The 19,710-nt window shown below is 56.7% G+C and carries 17 protein-coding genes and 1 pseudogene; 13 read left to right on the top strand and 5 right to left on the bottom strand.

The annotated features are described in order from the left end of the window. The 3 genes and pseudogenes from ACN0VH_RS08530 to ACN0VH_RS08520 all read left to right on the top strand — a co-directional run. Window positions 1-196 (top strand): annotated as a pseudogene (locus ACN0VH_RS08530) (hypothetical protein); the annotation flags it as partial. A 68-nt stretch (window positions 197-264) separates the two neighbouring features. Continuing rightward, window positions 265-906, top strand: a complete 642-nt coding sequence (locus ACN0VH_RS08525; protein ID WP_417700325.1) for a tyrosine-type recombinase/integrase — start codon at window positions 265-267, stop codon at window positions 904-906. Window positions 907-1,130: 224 nt separating this feature from the next. Continuing rightward, window positions 1,131-1,388: a hypothetical protein gene (locus ACN0VH_RS08520; RefSeq protein ID WP_417700324.1), complete on the top strand. Its 258-nt coding sequence runs from the start codon at window positions 1,131-1,133 to the stop codon at window positions 1,386-1,388. 454 nt (window positions 1,389-1,842) lie between these two features. Here the strand turns inward: ACN0VH_RS08520 and ACN0VH_RS08515 are convergent, their stop codons facing one another. After that, a complete protein-coding gene (locus tag ACN0VH_RS08515) occupies window positions 1,843-2,991 on the bottom strand; it encodes a hypothetical protein (protein WP_417700322.1) in 1,149 nt (382 codons plus the stop codon). A 299-nt stretch (window positions 2,992-3,290) separates the two neighbouring features. Between ACN0VH_RS08515 and ACN0VH_RS08510 the strand changes: the two genes are divergently transcribed. The 4 genes from ACN0VH_RS08510 (at window position 3,291) to ACN0VH_RS20870 (ending at window position 6,144) form a co-directional block, all read left to right on the top strand. Further along, window positions 3,291-3,722, top strand: coding sequence for an AAA family ATPase (locus ACN0VH_RS08510; RefSeq protein ID WP_417700320.1), 432 nt, complete (start codon window positions 3,291-3,293; stop codon window positions 3,720-3,722). Further along, window positions 3,698-4,579 carry an AAA family ATPase gene (locus tag ACN0VH_RS08505; protein ID WP_417700345.1) on the top strand — a complete coding sequence of 294 codons (882 nt, stop codon included), beginning with the start codon at window positions 3,698-3,700 and terminating at the stop codon, window positions 4,577-4,579. Before ACN0VH_RS08510 ends, ACN0VH_RS08505 begins: the two co-directional genes overlap by 25 nt. After that, window positions 4,569-5,405: a DUF4435 domain-containing protein gene (locus ACN0VH_RS08500; RefSeq protein WP_417700318.1), complete on the top strand. Its 837-nt coding sequence runs from the start codon at window positions 4,569-4,571 to the stop codon at window positions 5,403-5,405. The genes ACN0VH_RS08505 and ACN0VH_RS08500 overlap by 11 nt, the downstream gene beginning before the upstream one ends. 418 nt (window positions 5,406-5,823) lie before the next feature. Continuing rightward, window positions 5,824-6,144 carry a VpaChn25_0724 family phage protein gene (locus ACN0VH_RS20870; protein ID WP_490362983.1) on the top strand — a complete coding sequence of 107 codons (321 nt, stop codon included), beginning with the start codon at window positions 5,824-5,826 and terminating at the stop codon, window positions 6,142-6,144. Between the two features lie 128 nt (window positions 6,145-6,272). On the opposite strand, the gene ACN0VH_RS08495 is transcribed toward ACN0VH_RS20870, so the two are convergent. From ACN0VH_RS08495 to ACN0VH_RS08485, 3 genes are all read right to left on the bottom strand, one after another. Continuing rightward, window positions 6,273-6,908 carry a DUF3885 domain-containing protein gene (locus ACN0VH_RS08495; protein ID WP_417700317.1) on the bottom strand — a complete coding sequence of 212 codons (636 nt, stop codon included), beginning with the start codon at window positions 6,906-6,908 and terminating at the stop codon, window positions 6,273-6,275. A 348-nt stretch (window positions 6,909-7,256) separates the two neighbouring features. Next, window positions 7,257-8,213, bottom strand: a complete 957-nt coding sequence (locus ACN0VH_RS08490; RefSeq protein WP_417700316.1) for a formylglycine-generating enzyme family protein — start codon at window positions 8,211-8,213, stop codon at window positions 7,257-7,259. 290 nt (window positions 8,214-8,503) lie between these two features. After that, a complete protein-coding gene (locus ACN0VH_RS08485; protein ID WP_417700315.1) occupies window positions 8,504-10,582 on the bottom strand; it encodes an arylsulfatase in 2,079 nt (692 codons plus the stop codon). A gap of 401 nt (window positions 10,583-10,983) precedes the next feature. Between ACN0VH_RS08485 and ACN0VH_RS08480 the strand changes: the two genes are divergently transcribed. After that, window positions 10,984-11,652, top strand: a complete 669-nt coding sequence (locus tag ACN0VH_RS08480; RefSeq protein ID WP_278921963.1) for a MarC family protein — start codon at window positions 10,984-10,986, stop codon at window positions 11,650-11,652. A gap of 541 nt (window positions 11,653-12,193) precedes the next feature. On the opposite strand, the gene ACN0VH_RS08475 is transcribed toward ACN0VH_RS08480, so the two are convergent. Then, the gene (locus ACN0VH_RS08475) at window positions 12,194-13,252 is read right to left on the bottom strand and encodes an alpha/beta hydrolase family protein (RefSeq protein WP_417700313.1); all 1,059 of its coding nucleotides are present in this window, start codon (window positions 13,250-13,252) and stop codon (window positions 12,194-12,196) included. Between the two features lie 148 nt (window positions 13,253-13,400). Between ACN0VH_RS08475 and ACN0VH_RS08470 the strand changes: the two genes are divergently transcribed. From ACN0VH_RS08470 to ACN0VH_RS08450, 5 genes are all read left to right on the top strand, one after another. Then, entirely contained in the window at window positions 13,401-14,486 is a 1,086-nt protein-coding gene (locus tag ACN0VH_RS08470) for an AraC family transcriptional regulator (protein ID WP_417700312.1), read from the top strand. A 698-nt stretch (window positions 14,487-15,184) separates the two neighbouring features. Further along, a complete protein-coding gene (locus tag ACN0VH_RS08465) occupies window positions 15,185-15,769 on the top strand; it encodes an ANTAR domain-containing response regulator (RefSeq protein ID WP_278921966.1) in 585 nt (194 codons plus the stop codon). After that, window positions 15,766-16,956, top strand: coding sequence for a CmpA/NrtA family ABC transporter substrate-binding protein (locus ACN0VH_RS08460; protein ID WP_417700310.1), 1,191 nt, complete (start codon window positions 15,766-15,768; stop codon window positions 16,954-16,956). The genes ACN0VH_RS08465 and ACN0VH_RS08460 overlap by 4 nt, the downstream gene beginning before the upstream one ends. A gap of 217 nt (window positions 16,957-17,173) precedes the next feature. Further along, complete coding sequence (locus ACN0VH_RS08455) at window positions 17,174-18,541, top strand: CmpA/NrtA family ABC transporter substrate-binding protein (protein ID WP_417700309.1); 1,368 nt, start codon at window positions 17,174-17,176, stop codon at window positions 18,539-18,541. A gap of 92 nt (window positions 18,542-18,633) precedes the next feature. After that, on the top strand, window positions 18,634-19,707 hold the full coding sequence (locus ACN0VH_RS08450) for an ABC transporter permease (RefSeq protein ID WP_278921969.1): 1,074 nt from the start codon (window positions 18,634-18,636) through the stop codon (window positions 19,705-19,707). The last annotated feature ends 3 nt before the right edge of the window (window positions 19,708-19,710 follow it).

The following is a 19,710-nucleotide window of genomic DNA, read 5'->3' as shown; positions in this document are numbered from 1 at the left end:
CAACCAGCGCTACCACGAGAGCCTGAGCAACGTCACACCCGCTGACGTCTATTTTGGACGTGACAAAGCCATCATCAGAGAAAGGGAAAAGATCAAGAAAATGACGATCCAAAGCCGCCGCTTGCAACATCAAAAAACAAGCAGCATAATCAATCACGCAACCGAACCAGAGCCTCCAATGTTCAAGCCGCTCTGATGTCCCATTTTATATGACGACGGACACTGAAACCCAAAGCGCCGACCGATACCTGGTGGCGTGAAATCGTGACGCCCGCGAGTGCGGTGATCAACAACGCGCACGAGCTGGAAGGTACGCCTCTGATACGGGTGAAGCCCTATGACAAGTTTGAGCGCATTGCTCAGGACAAGCGGCGCGGAAAGACCAGCCGTGTGGAACGCAAGCCCGCCGACAAGGAGTGGATCGAGGCCTTCTGCCGTGCCGCTGATCCATACAACGCCGCGCTGGTCCGTTTCATGTTCGAGACGGCCGCACGGATTGATCAGGCCGTGTCATTGGAGCCGGATGACCTTCGACCGCACGAAAACAAAGTCCGCGTGAAAGCGCAAAAGGGCCATCCGGAGAGTTGGATCACCGTCTCGCCTCAGATGATGGACGAGTTGCTGTCCTTGCCGCCCAAACGCCCCAAGAACCGCAAGACCGGCAAACTGATGAAGGCGCGAGTTTTTGGGTATGGCAGCTCGACGGGCTACAACACGCGCTGGAAGACGATCTGCCAGCGTGCGGGTATCCCGTATCTTTCTGCGCATCCCGCAGGACGGCACGGTTTCTTCACGGAGCTTGTTGTCCGTCAGGGCGTCGATCCGGTCACCGCAGCCAAGGCTGGCCGCTGGTCAGACCCGTTCACGGCCTTCTACGGTTGCGAGGGCCCGCCTAGTGGTCAGTGACCGCAAAGGGCGAGTTTTTCAACAAAATAGGCTCCTAGCGGACATCTGGCAAGTTTGGTAGGGAAGCCCAGCGAGTTTGTGGTGCCAACCGCGGCTGAGCGGGACGAAGCGACCGTCTGCTGAAATCGCAACGCTTATGCTTTTAGTGTCGTAAGTCCATCATTGCCAGTATGCTCATACCTTGAGCCAAATCTCTTTTTGCAGCTTAGAGGCAAGAATTTCATATGGACGATCAAGACTGGCAATTGTTTACAAGTGCTTGGCTAAAAGCGATGAAAGAATTTCAATCTGAGAGGCTTGCAATGGAACAAGCCTTTGAAATGATTGGGAAGTTTAGCACCGATATTGACGAAGAAATTGAGCAGTTTGCCTGCAATGTAGTTTCTGAAATTGATGGTTTCCCTCGCGGTTATGCGGAAGTACTTACCCTCCTTCAAAACAAGCCAAGTAGGCAAGATGTCCTCAGCTATATGAACTCATAGTATCTGCTAAGGGTTGGTAGGTCTGGGTTCACTGCCTACATTGAAGGCAAAAAGCCGCGTTTGACAGCTTGAATGTCAGGTTCCGGGAAGTCGAGGCGCGGTGTGTGCATGTGCGGCAACAACAACCAACCTCACTTCGCACCGGTCATTTTGGGCTGGGTGGCGCCATCTGGACGCTTGGATTTAATGCGGATCCGCTGCAACCTTGCTGCCGCGATGCCGCAAGTCGGCTTCGAGCCCAATGTGTCGGATGCTGCATTCTGCGCGAATGTCGGCTATCCAGAATTAGCGACATTTGCAAAGTCTCAGGATCTGCCACCTGGGCAACGGTCCAATGCTGCACGAGCAATGGAGGAAACAGACCTTCGCTGCAGATGCAGCCACCAACCACTGTCGAGGACGGGTGACCGGACAGAGCGGACGTTTAACTTCTGCGCGGAATCGAGGCCTAAAGCTACTCCGCTCGATCTGCTTCCGCTTCATCTTGCAGCGCATCGACTGCTACATCCTCTGCCGCGCTGCGATCCACTTTGATCTTTGGTGCTGGTTTGCGCCATTCTTGCAGGTTCTGGCCAATCTCGCGGTAGAAGAAGGGCACCACGTCTTCGAGTTCTTTAATGAAGTTGACTTGCTGTGTGAACTTCGCGCCTAAACGGCGTGCGATGAAAATGTGGAATCTGGTGACTTGAAGGCCGTTTTTGTCTTTTTCACAAATCGCTGGGTCTTCGATGAGTTCGGATAGCTGAAATTGAGTGCTTTCACTTCGTCCTGGCCAAATCATCCTAACAAAGACTTGGTCAATCTTTTCGGTTTTTACTTGGCGAAGTAACCAGTTCACACGTGCCTTGGATGAAACCTTGTCTTCCGGCGCGCGAAGCGACATGCCGATATCAATTGTTCGGCGCGCGATATCTGCAACGACCTCGACCGGGGCCGCTGCGTCGGGCACGTCCAATACCGACTTGAGCTGTCCGTCTTCGCGCAGGTGTTGCAATTCGTCCTTTCTACGCTGCGCGGGATCTGTCTGATGTTTCCTTGGCAACTTCTCCTGCACCGCAGCTTCAGTCTGCCGACTGAGAATAAGCGACAGGTCGCGAGTTTCTTGGTGCCACGCATCCAGAACAACAGACGCTTCGTGTGATTTGGCCGGGATTTTCCCGCCAGCCGACACCAGCCTGTTGATCTCGGCCCATTCAGGAGGCATTCGATCAAACCCTTTAACGCCTGCGCTTTCATGCGTCAGGAATCGCCTTAATTCGTTCAAGAGCAGTTTCTGGTCTTCATCGGAAACGCCGTCTTGTTTGAGCAATATGTCGGTGATGGTGAGGATGGACATCCAAGACCAGTGGAAAACTGGTATTTTCGAGCGGCTTTTCCGAATGTCTTCGACCGGGTGATGCTCGGGCTGGGTGGCGAATTGGTTTGATATTGTGATAACGCAATCAAGGCCCTGTTCTTTGGCAATTTCCCGATATTTCTCTACCTGATCGGCTCCGACTTCCGCGTTTCCAACCTTGGCTTCCACTAAAGCGCGCCACTCATTGGAGCCATTGCGAATGTCGAGTATTGGGCTCGAAGCCGACATGCGGCGGTGCGGCTGCAAGGTTGCAGCGGATCCGCACCAAATTCAAGCTGCCAGATGACGCCAGCCAGCCCAAAGCAGCAATCCATTTCGTCTGTAGACTGCCTGGGCAGCACATGCTGGAATGGCGGATACCGGCCGTTCGCCACAGGCACTATGTGCTTGAGCAACGGACATCCTAAGCAGACCTTGAGCCATAGTCGCTTTTTGCTCCCTTAAGGAATGGTCAGGGACGCACTGACGTCGTAGGGTTGCCTTAAGCCGACAACGCCTTTGGCTTGGATACTGGGATACTGTTAATAGTAATTGGACTTGGAAACGTGAATTACATTGAAAGCGTTGAGATTGAAGGTTTTTGGGGGCGAAAGAATGTATCGTTGCAACTGCACCCTGATCTAAATTTTCTTATCGGGCCTAATGGCAGTGGGAAGACCACAATAATTAACTTGGTTTCCGCCGTTCTTCGTGCGGATATTCCAGCGCTTTATGCTGTTCAGTTCGACAAAGTCACAATAAAAATGAAGACCGTCGGCGCAAACCGGAAGCCGTTGATTGAGGTGGCCAAGGTTGTTGATCCCAAAATGGGCAGTTTCGAACTGATCTACACCGTCAAGGAGAAGGCCAGCGAGAAAGGAACGACCTATGGCGTCGAAGGCCCTTTCGACGACCGTATATACCGCGACGCAAGATTTACACGGAACATGAGGCATAGAGAAGTTGGTGCAAGATTGAGTGCATTCTGTCCGATCTAGTCGAGGTCAACTGGCTTTCCATTCATCGCGCAAGCGCCGAACTTGAACGTCGTAATCGCCGTGAAGATAGTTACGAGTCTTCCATTGATCACAAGTTGCAGGATATATCTCGCGCATTTTCAAATTTCTTTTCGTTGCTTAACTCAAAAGCCGAAGCAGAAAGTAAGAATTTTCAAGAGCATGTCTTCCTATCGCTTCTCGACCAAAAGCACTCCGATCAAGATGTTCTTGGCCAAGCTTTCATGGAAGCAGAAAGTAAGCAGTCAGTAGTTAGCGTTTTGAAGGACCTTGGGGTTTCAAATACGAAGGCTACACGAAGCGTAACGGCTCACTACACTAGAACTGCGCAAGCTAGAGAGAATTGGCAAAACAAGGAGAAAGGGTTGACCTTGCAAGATGCCATTTCTCTGTCTGACGCCGCCCGTGTAAGTGAAATGCTCAAAGAGTGGAGAAGTCTTCAAGAGCAACGGGAAGCGATTTTCCAACCACGAGTTCAATTCGAAGGAATTATCAACAAGCTTTTTTCCGGCAAGGAAATCCACTTCGATGAAAGAAACACTCCGATGGTTCACCTCGAAACTGGAGAAGTCGTGGGCATTGAGGTTCTTTCTTCGGGGGAAAAACAGTTATTTATCATTCTGGGTGAAGCATTGTTGCAAGAAGAGCGGCCTGTGGTGTTCATCTATGATGAACCAGAACTATCGCTGCATGTTAGTTGGCAGAGCGCATTATTTGGGCATATTAGAAGCTTGAATGGGTCTTGCCAGATCATTTCAGCCACGCATTCACCCGATATTGTCGGATCGTTTCAAGATCGTGTAATTAAGATTGAGCAGTGCATTTCAGATGTTTACTAGAACAAGTTTGGGAATTGGTAACGAGCATTTATTTCACGACGTAGACTTCATTGTCTATTGCGAGGGAAAGGTGGTTGAAGGCGAGGGTTCCTCTCTAGACGAGGTCTTTTGGGAGCGCGTGTTCGTTGAAAATGGTAAGGCTGTCCATTGTAAAAGTATGGGCGGGAAATCTCTGGTGCGGCCTCTTGCTCAAAAAGTGGTTGACGATGGCATATCAAACGTCGTCGTCGCAATGGATCGAGACTATGACGACCTTCGAAACCAAATTATCGACCATCCGCAGGTGATTAATACCTATGGTTACAGTTGGGAATCTGACGTCATACTGGATTTTCAGTTCACGTCGGCTTTGTCGCTATTTGCGACAACCAACCGCAGGCAGGCTATTCGAGCTGAGTTCGTTGCCTTTAGGGATAGCTTGTCACAAAAGCTTCGGCGCATTTGTGCCTTGGATTACAAGTACATTGGCCACCATGAGAAGTTGTTCAATCGTCAAAGTCCAATGTCGATCATCGCGACGCCGGGAGCGCGCGAGCCTTTCGTAAAAACGTCTTCGTTACTCTGTAAAGCAAAGACGCTTGGTCATTTTCAAACCGACTCCCTTCCTGCTGAAGCCTACAACGCGCTGTGTGGCGTCAGGTCGTTCTTTGGCAAAGTCGTCTCAAGGCTTGTGTTCCATTGGTTCGCTTATCGCACACGGCGTATTAACGGGTCCAGAAGGGCCGTGTATGACGCCTTCATGGATTTGCTTGCCAACACACTGCAACTAACCACACCTGGCATCCCAAGGAATGCCCACTACTCTGACGCTATTGCGAGGCTCTGAGGATTGCCAACTGAGCGCCAGCAGTCAACTCGTTACGACATCTTTCAGTGTCTGGTTTGGGTAAGCAGTCACGCGGCCCGTTGGGAAGCGACCAAGGTCGGTAAAGGGACGTTCGTGAGGTGTAGTTCCCCTAGGAAAGGGGGACTTTGCAAATGTCGCTATTGCGCACTGCCGCCCTTCGTCCAGAGCGCAGCGACCAACAGCTCACCGCCCTGGCGATGATCACATGATCGGATTCAGGACTTCGTGCGGCGGCACCGCAACGTTTCGCCTAAACTAGGCATCGGTGATCGACGTGGAAGGCCCACTACGGACCTTCGCTACCCTATAGTTCTGCTGCAGCGTGGCCCATAAAAGCGGACATCGGGAGCTTGGTGAGGGGTGGTAAAACAGACAGCGAACGTGCAATTCTTTCCGAATGTTACAGAATACTCCGCATCAATTTGAAACGCTCTCTAGCCAACACAAGGCGTTGGCGTTGCTGAGGGTGCTGTTTCGTTGCCCTGCCTACTCTTCAAACGAGCTATTGCTGTCTGACTGGCTTAGCGTGATTGGGCTGACTGGGAGCTCTCCCGAATTAAAGCAGGTGCTGCGGAAACTTGAAGACGATGGATTACTCGCGACCAAAGATGTCGAAGGTGTCTTGGTTGTTGTATTATCGGGTGAGGGCGCAGAAGTCGCCGAGGGTAGAGTAGTTGTTGATGGTGTTCTTCGTCCCTCGCCCGAGTGCCCTTACTGACGGCCCTAAGCCGTCGTCCAGTGATGTCCTCGATTTCTGCATCCGCGACCCGCATTGCCGCCATTCGCCGCAAGCACGAAATTCGAAGGCTACTGTGGGTCGGCAGCGCGGACAAAACGCCTAGTAAGTTACTGGGTGCCGCCGCCAAACATTGCAGTCATTTGAGGGAGATCATACTCAAGCAACCATGAGCGGTATGTTGTGAAAAGCTTTTTCAGCGGTACCTCATTAGTCGCGATGATGTCCATCCCTCGATCATCGTAGACGTGCAGCATTAACCCGTTCGATAAATCAACCAGATATGCGCTTAACGATCCACGGAAGCTTGGCTCAATGGCCATTTCTGAAGCTATTCCAAGCCACAGGATTTCCGAAATGGCTCGTCTATCTTCGAGCTTAGCGACTTCCCAGTGTCGAAAAATATCGTTACCAAACGCTGCAATATGCTCGGCATCCTGTTGCGGCTCTCTGCACAAGTATTGAATTTCTCGCCGCTTTATCCCGCATAGCTTGAGGGACTTTAGGCGCTTTTTCTTTGGCTTTTCTGTTCCGTAGCTGGAAAGCAGAACGAAAACTTCGGACGAGTTCTCAAAGAGCGTCTGCGAAATTGTATTTGCCCTTTCGTGAGCTTGAACGAAGCGACGTATTGGGCGATCTGATCCAAAACCTTCGCCTCCCAGTTCAAACCGCAAGGCTCGATCAAAAGAGTAAAAGAGGCCGTGCGGCGGTTTTTGAAAACCGAACTGTTCTTGAATTTTCGTCATTACGTTGATCATAGGATCGGGATAACATTCGGCATCGCTTGAAGCAACGAAGACGCCCTTGAACTTTGGTAGGTATGGGCTCGAAGCCGACTTGCGGCATCGCGGCAGCAAGGTTGCAGCGGATCCGCATTAAATCCAAGCGTCCAGATGGCGCCACCCAGCCCTTTCCAGTCGTTCGAAGTGCTGATCTTCGCCGCGCCGCAGCCTTGCCGGAGCGGACTTTCGCTGCCGCTGCCAAGTTTGATGCGCGTGCATTTACTCAGTTTGGTGTTCTTGCCAGCGTGTCGTGGAGACTTCATGTGCGGCGAGTGATGGGACGCCTGAAGCCCTCATCCACATTCCGCTGCGCTATTCGATGTCGCGCGCGACACGGAAACCTATGTGGTTGGAACCAAGCCCACGTTCCGCAGGCTGACGTCCGGAAGGGCGGTATCGTCCGCAGTAGTTGGGCGCACAAAGCCAGGAGCCCCCCTTGACGACCTTGCGGGCGCCGATATCAGACGACGAAAACTTAGCCGCCAGCACCTCGGGCGGGCCGATCGGGTCAATCTGGTTGACACGCGGATGGGCTGGCACCCACCAGTCCGAGACATACTCCCACACGTTACCGATCATATCGTGGAGGCCATAGTCGTTCGCGGGGAACGATGCGACGGGCGACGTGCCGTGATGCCCGTCGAGTTCGAGGTCACTGCTCGGGAACGCGCCCTGCCAGCTGTTTGCCTTCCATCCCGAAGCCGGGTCGTAGGGCTCGTCCCAACTATTGTCCTTGCGCCCGCCTCGCGCTGCGAATTCCCATTCGGCTTCCGTCGGCAGCCGACCGCCAGCCCATTCGGCATAGGCCGCCGCATCTTCCGGGGATACCTGCACAACAGGATGATCCCCCAGCGTCACAATGGAACTATCCGGGCCAGTCGGCTGACGCCAGTTTGCACCAGGTACGTAACGCCACCAGGCGGTCGCGTCATCGAGTTCCGTCGGTTCCGACGGCTGCGCGAACACCATGGAGCCAGGCTGCAGCAGAATCTCTGGCCAATTCGGATGGTCGGCAGGGGCCAGTACGCGCTCGGCGGTGGTGACATATCCGGTTGCGTCGACGAAGGACGCGAATTGCTCGTTCGTGACTTCCGTGGCTGATATCTCGAACGGCCCGACCTCAACCCATCGGACCGGCTGTTCTTCCCTGTAATGGTTGGCCGATCCCATCTGGAACCGGCCTCCCTCGATCCGCACTAGCTCGGCGGCGTCGGCTTCAACGCCAACGACACACAAGATTGACAGCAAAAATGATACCGAGTGTGTCATGAAGGAATTCCTGATTGCGAACATTGCCCGGAGAGACGCACGTTACTGCATCCCCTTGCTGATGAAATCCTCGACGATGTTGGACATGTCGAAGGAGGTGCCCTCCTCCGATAGCTTATTTGGCGCGGTAGATAAGCCGCTCTGCGCTGTCAAATGAAGACAGTGGCAGCGCTGGGCACCACGGCCTCCGGGCGGAAACGCCCCATCTCGATCCTTCCTGCGCCATGCCCGTCGTCGGCTGGGCCGCGGCACAGGGCACTTGCCCTATCCGCCGCGGCCCGAATTTGCCGCTACTGCAGCTCTACGGTCACCTGCTTGATCGTGCCAGTGAATGCGAATGGCGCATCCTCCCTGTAGCCGGGAGTGACCGTTGCACCGAGGTCCATTCCAATGTCCAGCGTCTCGGTTGCAGAGTAGCGGGACGGCACGACCTTCTCGACGTGTCCGGTTGCAACCTCGGCACCGTCCACGAGAAGGGTCGCCGTGCCGCCTGTGACCTCCTTCCCGGCCTCGAAAGGAAGCTGTTCATACACCATCGTCACGGTATGCTCGCCCGGCTCCAGCGAGGCCTCTCCCGCGACCCGGTAGAGTTCCTTGCCGAAAAAGTTGAACTCATAGACCGGCACCCCGTCCTCAAGATACAGCGTGTATCCCGCCGACGACCCACCGTTCGCGATCATCACGCCACTTGCGCCTCCCTCGGGCACCTCGATCTCGGCGGTGATCGTATGAGAGCGCTGATAGGCCGGAGCCGCGCTGCCTTCGGGTATGCGGACCGTGCCCGGCGCATAGCTGAAGACGTCGCGACCGCGGGTCACAGACGGGCGTTCGGGGTTTCTTGCGCGATCAGAGAAGCGATCGTCGAGCGGGTAGACCTGGAACTTCTGGGCCTCTTCGTCGAACATCGCCTGAAGCTCGGCGAGCTTCTCGGGGTTCTCGGCGGCGATGTCCACGACGTGATGGAACTGCGTCCGGATGCCGCCGGTGTCGGTGATCTGCGCGGGCCAGCTGATGACCATGCCATTTCGGGTCCCCCCGAAATGCGAGGGCACGCGCTTCATCCACTGGAACGGCGACGAACCTGCCCAGGCCCAGCCCACAGGGTAGTGATTTTCATGCAGCGGGCCGCCGATCTCGTCTATCACGGGCAGCTGCGCTTCGACCGTGTCGGGTACGCCGTTCTGGGTCATCATGTTGTTGAGCGTGCCGGTGATGCTGCCCTCGGCGCTCGGGCCGTTGTCGCCCGCAATGAGGATGATCAACGTATTGTCGGCGCCGGGCATGGTGCGCACCTTTTCGATAAGGCGCCCGATTTCATAATCGGTCTGCGCCAGGAAGCCGGCAAAGACCTCTTGGTGCTTGCTGAAGAGCTTTTGCGCATCTGCGTCCAGGGAGTCCCAGGCCCGGATCTCCTCCGGTCGCGGCGTGAAGTCTGTATCCTCGGGGACAACGCCGATATCCTTCTGCCGGGCCAGTGTCTCTTCGCGGACCGCGTCCCAGCCCTGGTCGAACTGGCCGGCGAACTTGTCGATCCATTCTTCGCTGACGTGCAGCGGGGCATGCACCGCGCCCGGCGCAAAATACATGAAATAGGGCTTGTCGGGCGCGACGGATTGTTGGCGATCGAGCCAGGCGACCGCATCGTTCACCAGATCGACGTTGAGGTTGTAGCCTTCCTCCGGGGTGGTCTCCGGCTCCACCGGGATCGTGTTCCGGAAGAGCTGAGGGTCCCATTGGCTGGTCTCGCCGCCCTGGAAGCCGTACCAGTATTCAAATCCGAGCCCGGTCGGCCAGTGATCGAACGGCCCCAACGGAGAGGTCTCCCAATCCGGCGTATTGTGCCACTTGCCGAAGGCCGAGGTCGAATAGCCGTGATCCTTGAGGATCTCCGCTATGGTCGCGGTAGAGCGCGGCCAGATGCTGTCATAGCCCGGATAGCCGGTGGAGAGCTCGGTGATCGTGCCAAAGCCGCTCTGATGGTGGTTTCGGCCGGTCAGCAGGCTCGCCCGTGTCGGCGAACAGATTGCGGTGGTGTGAAACCGCGTGAAACGCAGGCCATCTTCGGCGAGGGCATCCATGGCCGGGGTCGGAACCGGACCCCCGAATGTGCCGGGCTGCCCGTAGCCGAGATCGTCGATGAGTACGACAATGATGTTGGGGGCCTCTTGGGGCGGTTTCACCGGCTGGGGATAGTCCTGGGTCGAGCCCTCGAAGGTTTCCGTGATGACCCCTTCGAAAGGGGCCTGCGGCAGCGGCAGAACCGAGCCGTCCCGCGGCGCATCTTGCGCGCTTGCCGTTGATGCCGACGTGATGAACAGGAGTGCGGCGCCTCCTCGAAGCGCACGCCGGAAGTGGAATCGCTGGGTCATAAACTTCCCTCTACAATCATTAAAATACTATTACGCGAGGTTAACATACAATTTACGCATGTAAGGATGCTCCTTGGAGCAGAGCTGCAAGGAGAGGCACCTGGCCCAATTCTGCGCCCTCTCTGTCGTTGTGGTGCAGGTGCAGCGAACGGCGGGAACGGCGGGCCGCGCCGCAGCATATAATCTCAGCTGGTTGGGTCAAACGGCCGAGTTTGCAAAGGGCGCTTCCTGCGCTTCGGGAGACGCCTCGCTTCGTCAAGTTTCTGCGACAGAGCGGAGACACCTGAAAGGTTCAGAATCACGATTGCTTTCAGTATCGTTGCTCTCAACATAGACATTGCCTCTGGCTCAACTTGCCGACATAGAAGGCTCTAACTTAACAGAAAGACTGTTGACCGACCATGGATTGGGCTGCGCTTGCCAAGGAATTGATCACACTGATCGTCGTCATCGACCCGATTGGGTCCATCCCGGTATTTCTGTTTGCCGTTCAGGGCGTGCCTCGAACGCTGCACCGACGCTTTGCCATGCGCGCTGTCCTTATAGCGGCGTTTGTTCTTCTCGCGTTCCTTGTTGGCGGTCAGTTTCTTCTTGAGGCACTTGGACTTCGCTTCGGCTCGTTTCAGATCGCTGGCGGGGTAATTCTATTCCTGTTCGCAATGACGATGGTTTTTGGCGAATCCAAACCCGCACGCGAGATCGAGGAGGCCGAGCGCGATCACCTCGCCGGGGCAGTTTTCCCGCTTGCTATGCCATCCATCGCCTCACCCGGTGCGATGCTGGCCATCGTGATCCTGACGGACAACCACACGGAGTCTATTGCAGATCAGGCTATCACAGCAGGCCTTCTATTGATCGTTTTGCTACTAACTCTGCTCCTTTTGCTTGTTGCCAGCGCCGTCCACAAAGTGATCGGAAACACCGGTGCAAGCGTCATCAGCCGGGTCATGGGAATTGTTCTCGCAACAATCGCTGTGGATTCAATTCTGGGCGGTTTGGACGCACTCGGTGTATTGGATGTCGCTCCGCCGCCGGTCGAAAGCCCGCTGACGCACGTAGAAACCGAATGAAAGCGGTCTCTCGAAACAGTCACGCCAGCGGCAACTTTGTCCGCATCCCTTCCGTTCGAGGATGTTTGTCGGCTGCACCTGCGGTGAAGGTCTGCTCCTTCCATTGCTCCTGCAGCGTGGGACCGCCGCCAGGATCGCAGGTTCCGCGACCTTGCAAATGTCGCTAACGTGCGCTTCTCGGACCTCCAGTTTCGATGCAATTCTGATAAGGCACGCCACTGGGGTGGCCGGGCTCACCAGTTTCGCAAGAGAACACTATGTCGCCGTGATGCTGTCGTCACGGCGAACACCTCGACCCATTGCGGCCATCCGGAAAATATCATGGTCTCGACCACTTTGGTCCGCTTCGTATCGACGACGTTGTGTTCGCAATGGATCAAGTTAGCTCCCACCAGCCAGTGCCAGTACCGCCCTCCAGCCCCGGCAGACATCGTCCTGATGGCCCCGAGGCCAGTCATGCACTAACAATCAAACTTGAACACACAAGTGGGGCTGATCAGCAGGTTTCCTGGGGCGTCTCTGCTGGCTTCTGTCTGTGTCATCAAAGGCTTCGCGCGAAGAATGCCGTTACCTCATCAAGGATCAAATCATGCATGCCCCCCCGGTGAGAACCGCCATCTTCGCAAACGACTTCGTCTCCCGGCAGTTCCTTGGCCAGAATCTCGTAGCCTGCCGGTTTGCACAGGTTGAAGAAATCGAAATGGCTCAATGTGGCTGGCTCAATGTATCGGAAGGTCCCTGAGGGCAACGCCATGACAAGCGCGCGAGACTCGATATCGAGCGTCAAGCCAGAATTCATGATCGGGGCTCCGAAAACAATCAGCGGCCTGTCAATCTTGTTCAGGCTTTCGTCTGAAAAGCTTTGGGTTCCGCCCAGATCGAAGACTGCGAATGCGCGAATTCTTTCATCCGCCAAATCGCCCTGCATCTGTTCCCTGTCTTCAGGTGTTTGTGCGATTTGCCAATCCGCAAAGATCCCGCAGGCCAACTCGCCTGGCATTGTATCGCAGAACCGCTCAAGACGTTGCGCGTCATATCGGGCACCGGCCAGCGCCAGCGCTGTGAAACCGCCAAGAGAGTGGCCTGCCATGAAGATCTGATCGGGATCGACCTGCACCGGCAATGCGCCTGGCGAAACCGCGAAATCAATCACCCGAGTGATATCGCCCGGGCGTTCCCAGAGCGCACGTCGCTGGTCCGGATCGCGCAACCAGGTCGATGTTCCCGGATGATCGACTGCGGCCACAACGAATCCTCTTCGGGCCATCTCGGCTGCGAACCACGCCTGGTTTCGGGAGTTTCCGAACATGCCATGGGACAGAACAACTAACGGGAAGGACCCTGGTGCCGCGTCTGCATCCCGGATGACCTCTGAGCCGACCCAAACCGCGCTCTCGAAGTCCAGGCTCGTCGCTTCGGCGGCGTTGGCCGGATACCAGATCAGCCCTTCGAGGCCCCGGTCGCGTCGGTCGTCAAGAACAGTAAGCGTGCTCAATCCGGCTTCATACTTCTGGGTTGCGACTGGAATATGCTCTTGTGCCTGAACGCCACCAGACGTCAGGCCGAGGATCAAAATGGCAAGTGAATAGAGAGGTTTCATGGTTGGTGCCCTTTTTTTTGAAACACAAGTGGCCTATCAGGGACACCGATCACCCGGCGTCCTGAAACGCGATCAAGGACGGCTCTTCGTGGTTCTGTGTTGCGATCCAGAACGCAGCCGGACTGGGCTGGACAAAAGGAGGCCTCCGGTGCTGCACATTGCAATTCTTGCGGCGACAATGTCTCTAAGTGCCGTGATGACCCTTTTCATGGCCCGTATCGCTGTGGCCGGGCGCTATGGCGCCTCCTCGGCAGCTCTCGGCGCCTTTTTCGGGCTCACAACCGTCTCTGCAGGCCTCCTCCTCGCCACGCTGCTTTGGCCGGACACCTCTCTGCGACAATGGCGTGCTGTATTAGGCGCGGCGGCGCTCCCCGCGCTCTACCTGCATTTCGCCTTCGGGTCAGCCCCCGGGCGTCGCCCGGGCTCTGCAGAATTGTTTCACATAGTTCCGATGGTGGCTGTCGCAACATCCCTTCTGGTCAACGCATTCTGGGCAATCGACCCGATCTTGCTCGTGACCTATGGCGGATATCTTTGGGCGCTGTTGCGCCTGCATGGTCGCGGGGCGCAGCACTTCCGCTGTCTCGGCCCTGACATGGCAACGACGCTCATCTGGTTGCGCATTGTCATCGCAGTGCTCTGCGCCAGTCTGGCGCTTGAGGTGGCAATCTTTACCGAACTGGTTCGGGGCGGCGCAATCGAGACGTCGCGGCCTCTCCTGCTCTCTACTGCGCTCTTCTTTGGTCTCGTGTCTTATGCGCTGCTTGGGGCGATGGGACGTCCTTCTCTTTTTGAGCATGTGTATGACATGGTCGTTGACCGGGCGTCCCTGCCGGACGTCAAAGACGCAAGGCCGGAACCCGGCCCCGCCGATCATGCGCTCGTTCAGCGCCTCGACACATTTCTTGCGAACCCGGATGTTCTCGCAGATGATGCCTTGACCCTTCGCCGCGTGAGTAAACGCCTGGGCGTCCCGGCGCGCGCGGTCAGTGTCGCCGTGAACAGGGTGACCGGGCAGAGCTTTTCTGATTTGCTCAATGACAGAAGGATCATTCTGGCCACACGCCTCATGGGCGAAGATCCGGACCGCTCGCTGTTGGATATCATGTACGCCGCAGGCTTTGGCTCGAAGTCCAACTTCTACACGCAGTTCAAGCGGCGCAAAGGGATGACCCCCGCAGCATTTCGGGCCCGACACATTTCTGGTCATGGTACACGAAATCAAAGGGTCTGACGCGCATAATTTCTAAAAGGTTCAACGAAAGCTCGGGTGGACTGATGAGACCGGATGGGGCTGCGGGAGCCTGCGATGACCTTAGGAACTGTCCCTAAACAGGACTGGCCAGAAACCCCAGAAACGAAGGTCCGCTTTCGAGGCTTATACCTATGCCGAACGCGCCGATATCAATGTCGACAACCTCGTTGAAGTCGATTTCCTGCAGCGCCGGGGTTTTGCCTGCGCATCACGCTGGGGCCTCGTCATCGAGCCGCTGATCCGCGCCTTCGGCTTGTGCATGCTTATGTGTCGCCTGTGCATGCTTATGCCTTGCGGCATCAAAGACCACCTCACAATGCGCTGAAATATATAGTATATTTCACAAACGCACCGATCCCGAATTATCTATTTTTGCAAACTTATAGTGTATTGGCAGGAATCTGTTTTTCATTATTTTTACTGATGGCTTGCTGGGCCGCGCTGGTGGTGCCCATTCGTTCTTGGCTGTGGCAGGGCGTTTACTAAGACGCGGGCGAAGATCAGCGCATTGGGGCGTCAGCACTCGTCCGCTGAACTATTCGCAAAACGTCCTGTTTGCAGGCACCCACCCCACAAACTGACGCATTTTTGTGCAGCGCCTACGGTTTCGCGGCCAAATACCGGCAACGGGCCCCGGCGGCTCGCTTTTGCGCCCTCCTTGCGGCTACCCAGTCCGGGTGCACAAGGATTTGAACATACTCGTGGTGGAAGCCGACCACGCCAAGGCGCAAGAGATCCTGGAGGCGCTGAAGGAAGGCGGCTGGACCACAGCGACTGTCATTGCCACGACTGCGGCGCTGGAACGTACCCTCACACAACAGGACCCCGACATCATCCTGATTGATCTGGCCAACCCTGATCGCGACACGCTGGAACATCTGTGCTTTGTCTCCAACGCGCGCAACCGGCCTGTTGCCATGTTTGTCGACCAGACGGACAATGCCATGACCCAGGCTGCCATTTCCGCCGGACTCAGCGCCTATGTGGTGAACGGCTTGCAAAAGGATCGCATCAAACCCGTGCTGGAAACCGCAATTGCCCGGTTTTCCATGATCGCCAAAATGCAATCAGAGCTGGAGGCCGCCAAGCAGGCGCTGTCTGACCGCAAGACCATTGACCGGGCCAAGGGCCTGTTAATCAGCGCCCGCAACATATCCGAAGACGAGGCCTATAGCCTGCTGCGCAAGACGGCGATGGATCAGGGGCGCAAGGTGATCGATGTGGCAACCGCCCTGGTCACCGCCGCAGATCTGCTGCAATGAAGAGTTCCCGAATACACTGCGGCTACCTGCCTCTGGTCGATTGCGCCCCCTTGATCATCGCCAAGGAATTGACCTTTGCCGCCGAAGAAGGCCTGGACCTGCAGCTGATGAAGCAGCCCTCATGGTCGGCCCTGCGCGATCGGCTTGCCTTTGGGCAGATCGACTTTGCCCATATGCTGTCACCGATGCCGATTGCGATGTCGCTGGGCCTTGGCGGCGTGACGACACAGGTTGATGCGCTGATGGTGCTTTCGGTGAATGGCACGGTTATTGGCGTCTCTGCCGATCTGGAGCGCCGGATGCAGGCCACCGGCTGGCAAAATAATTTCAGCAGCCCAGAGGCCACATCCGAGGCGCTGTTCAGCGCCACGACCCAGCCGCTGCGCATTGGCGTGCCCTTTCCCTTTTCCATGCACCGGATGCTGCTAGAGACCTGGCTGTCACAGGCCCCCCGCTACAGCGCAGAGCAGATCCAAATCGTAACCGTGCCACCGCCGAAAATGGCCGATGCGGTGTGCCGTGGCGCGCTGGACATGTTCTGCGTGGGCGAACCCTGGGGCACCGTTGCCGTCCAGCAAAGCGGTGCGGCAATGATCCTGCCAGGATCACGCATATGGGAATTTGCGCCAGAAAAGGTTCTTGGCGTGCGCCACCAGTGGGCGACAGAGAACAGCGCCACCTGCGCGGCGATGATCCGCGCGATGTCAAAGGCCGCCCAGTGGCTGGATCAGCCAGAAAACACGCCGCTGGCGGTCAGCATCCTGGCGCGCAGCCAGCATCTGGACCTGCCCGAACATGCCATCGACCCGGCCCTGACGCAGCGGTTGACCACCCGGCTGGGGCAATCTCCCCGGCAGACCGACCGATTTTTGCGATTCTATCAGGGCGCGGCCAATTTCCCCTGGCTGAGCCAGGCCAGCTGGATTGCCGCGTTTCTATCCAGATGGCATGGGCTTGACCACGCCGAGGCCGAGGCCACTGCGCGTGCCTGTTTCCGCACCGATCTGTACCGCGATGCCCTGACACCGCTGGGGGTCAATCTGCCGCTGGCCTCGCAAAAACCCGAGGGCGCGCAGCACCAGCCCAGCGCCATTCCATCCACCATGGGGGAAATGATTCTCGGGCCGGATGGTTTTTTTAACGGCGCGGTATTCGACTTTCCGGCGCAAAATCCGCTCAAAAACTAGGCATATGCCGCATCGCAGAAAAACCCCAGCAACGCAGCGTGGGTTTTGCTAGATTCGCGCTCCCCTGGCTAGCACAATCAAATCAAGGCAACGATGCCCCATCAGGTTGACGACGCTGTCGACCACGAAATTCAAGAGCAAAGCCGCTCGATTGTGCACGCCCCTCCTCCCGCGTGCAGCAATCGAGCGGCTTTTCTGTTTCAGAGGGACCAATGCAATGAAAACTCTTACATGGCTTATTGCCTCCACCGCGTTCTGCGCCAGCCCCGCCCTGGCCGATATGCTGGACCTGGAAAAAGACGAGCTCACCCTTGGGTTCATCAAGCTCACCGATATGGCACCTTTGGCCGTGGCCTATGAAAACGGCTATTTTGAAGACGAAGGCCTGTTTGTCACCCTGGAAGCGCAGGCCAACTGGAAGGTGCTGCTGGATGGGGTGATCGACGGCCAGCTGGACGGTGCCCATATGCTGGCGGGTCAACCGCTGGCGGCGACCATCGGCTATGGCACCGAGGCCCATATCGTCACACCTTTTTCAATGGATCTGAACGGCAATGGCATCACCGTGTCCAATGGCGTCTGGGAACAGATGAAACCCCATATTCCCCTGATGGAGGATGGCCGCCCGCAGCACCCGATCAGCGCCAGCGCGCTGGCACCGGTGGTGGCAGATTACAAGGATCAGGGCATTCCCTTCAAAATGGGCATGGTCTTCCCGGTTTCGACCCACAACTATGAACTGCGGTACTGGCTTGCTGCGGGTGGCTTGCAGCCCGGCTATTACTCTCCCGAAGATGTCAGCGGCCAGATCGGTGCCGATGTCTTTCTCAGCGTGACACCACCGCCGCAGATGCCCTCGACCATGGAAGCGGGCACCATCTTTGGCTACTGCGTTGGTGAACCCTGGAATCAGCAAGCGGTGTTCAAAGGCATCGGGGTTCCGGTGATCACCGATTATGAGCTGTGGAAAAACAACCCGGAAAAGGTCTTTGGGCTTTCGGCTGAATTTGTTGAAGAAAACCCCAATACCACCCTGGCGCTGACCAAGGCGCTGATCCGGGCAGCGATCTGGCTGGACGCAGACAATAACGCCAACCGCGCCGCAGCGGTCGAGATCCTGTCGCGGTCCGAATATGTGGGTGCAGATGAGGCGGTGATCGCCAATTCGATGACGGGCACCTTTGAATATGAAGAAGGTGACATCCGCGAGGTCCCCGACTTCAACGTCTTCTTCCGCCACAACGCGACCTACCCCTATTATTCCGATGCCATCTGGTACCTGACACAGATGCGCCGCTGGGGTCAGATCGCCACTGCGCAGACAGATGCCTGGTTCCACGACACTGCCAAATCGGTCTACCGCCCCGATATCTACCTACAGGCCGCCCGCATGCTGGTGGATGACGATCAGGCAAATGAGGCCGATTTCCCCTGGGACAGCGATGGCTACAAGGCACCAACACCGGCGGCAGATATCATCGATGGGATTGCCTACGACGGGCGTAGCCCGAACGCCTATCTCGACAGCCTGCCGATTGGCCTCAAAGGTGATCAGACGCTCTCGGGCTCTGACATCGTGAACTAATTCCCCCTCTGTCCCCGCTCCGCCGCCGGGCGCTTCAGTCACCGCGGCGGGCACTCGCTTTGCATATTTCTCCAGATCATAGGCCCCCTGTCATGACCGCCATTGACCCAGATACCCTGAACGCCGAAGCCCGCCGAGCCCGTCTCTTCACCCGCATAAACAAGGCAGACACCTGGTTCAAAGTGCTTGGCCTGGCCTGGATCACGCCGATGCTAAAGGCGGCTGCGGGGGATAATCCGCGCGCGCAGGTTGGGGAAATCTGGCGCCTACTGGGGGTGCCGCTGCTGGCCATTGTGATCTTCCTCGCCGGCTGGGCCGCCCTGGCCCCCAAGGTGCAAACCTCGCTTGGTGCCATTCCCGGTCCGGCCCAGGTCTGGGACCAGGCCCGCAATCTGAACGCCGATGCCCAGCGCGCCCGCGCCAAGGCCGATGCCTTTTATGAACGTCAGGATATCCGCAACGCCAAGCTGATCGCCGAGGGCAAGCCCGACAAGGTGCGCCAGCGCAGCTATACCGGCAAACCCACCTATTACCAGCAGATCTGGACCTCGATCAAAACCGTGTTCTTTGGCTTTCTGATTGGGTCTGCCATTGCCATTCCGCTGGGGATCATGGCCGGGCTGTCGCCCACTGCCAATGCCGCCATCAACCCGATCATCCAGATTTTCAAACCGGTCAGCCCGCTGGCCTGGCTACCGATTGTGACCATGGTTGTCTCGGCGGTTTACGCCACCAATGACGGTATGTTCTCAAAATCCTTCCTTGTCTCGGCAATCACCGTCACGCTCTGTTCGCTCTGGCCCACCCTGATCAATACAGCGCTTGGGGTGGCCTCCATCGACAAGGATCTGATCAGCGTCTCCAAAGTGCTGAAGATGAGCACCTATTCCAAGATCACCAAGCTGGTGCTGCCCTCGGCGCTACCGCTGATCTTCACCGGGCTGCGCTTGTCGCTGGGGGTTGGCTGGATGGTGCTGATCGCCGCCGAAATGCTGGCGCAGAACCCTGGCCTTGGCAAATTTGTCTGGGATGAATTCCAGAACGGCTCGTCGCAGTCGCTGGCCAAGATCATGGTCGCCGTCTTTACCATCGGCATCATCGGCTTCCTGCTGGATCGGGTGATGTATGCCCTGCAGTCCATGTTCACCTTCACAGAAAACCGGTGAGTC

Origin of the sequence: Pseudophaeobacter sp., assembly GCF_048267565.1 — a bacterium.
In the GTDB taxonomy this organism is placed as follows: domain Bacteria; phylum Pseudomonadota; class Alphaproteobacteria; order Rhodobacterales; family Rhodobacteraceae; genus Pseudophaeobacter; species Pseudophaeobacter profundi.
The sequence above is the reverse complement of the archived record's forward strand: the minus strand, read 5'-3'. Positions and strand labels throughout refer to the sequence as shown.

Coding starts and splice junctions, on each gene's coding strand:
- ACN0VH_RS08520 (WP_417700324.1), top strand. CDS start 1,131: ATGGACGATCAAGACTGGCAATTGTTTACAAGTGCTTGGCTAAAAGCG.
- ACN0VH_RS08500 (WP_417700318.1), top strand. CDS start 4,569: ATGTTTACTAGAACAAGTTTGGGAATTGGTAACGAGCATTTATTTCAC.
- ACN0VH_RS20870 (WP_490362983.1), top strand. CDS start 5,824: ATGTTACAGAATACTCCGCATCAATTTGAAACGCTCTCTAGCCAACAC.
- ACN0VH_RS08495 (WP_417700317.1), bottom strand. CDS start 6,908: ATGACGAAAATTCAAGAACAGTTCGGTTTTCAAAAACCGCCGCACGGC.
- ACN0VH_RS08490 (WP_417700316.1), bottom strand. CDS start 8,213: ATGACACACTCGGTATCATTTTTGCTGTCAATCTTGTGTGTCGTTGGC.
- ACN0VH_RS08485 (WP_417700315.1), bottom strand. CDS start 10,582: ATGACCCAGCGATTCCACTTCCGGCGTGCGCTTCGAGGAGGCGCCGCA.
- ACN0VH_RS08480 (WP_278921963.1), top strand. CDS start 10,984: ATGGATTGGGCTGCGCTTGCCAAGGAATTGATCACACTGATCGTCGTC.
- ACN0VH_RS08475 (WP_417700313.1), bottom strand. CDS start 13,252: ATGAAACCTCTCTATTCACTTGCCATTTTGATCCTCGGCCTGACGTCT.
- ACN0VH_RS08460 (WP_417700310.1), top strand. CDS start 15,766: ATGAAGAGTTCCCGAATACACTGCGGCTACCTGCCTCTGGTCGATTGC.
- ACN0VH_RS08455 (WP_417700309.1), top strand. CDS start 17,174: ATGAAAACTCTTACATGGCTTATTGCCTCCACCGCGTTCTGCGCCAGC.
- ACN0VH_RS08450 (WP_278921969.1), top strand. CDS start 18,634: ATGACCGCCATTGACCCAGATACCCTGAACGCCGAAGCCCGCCGAGCC.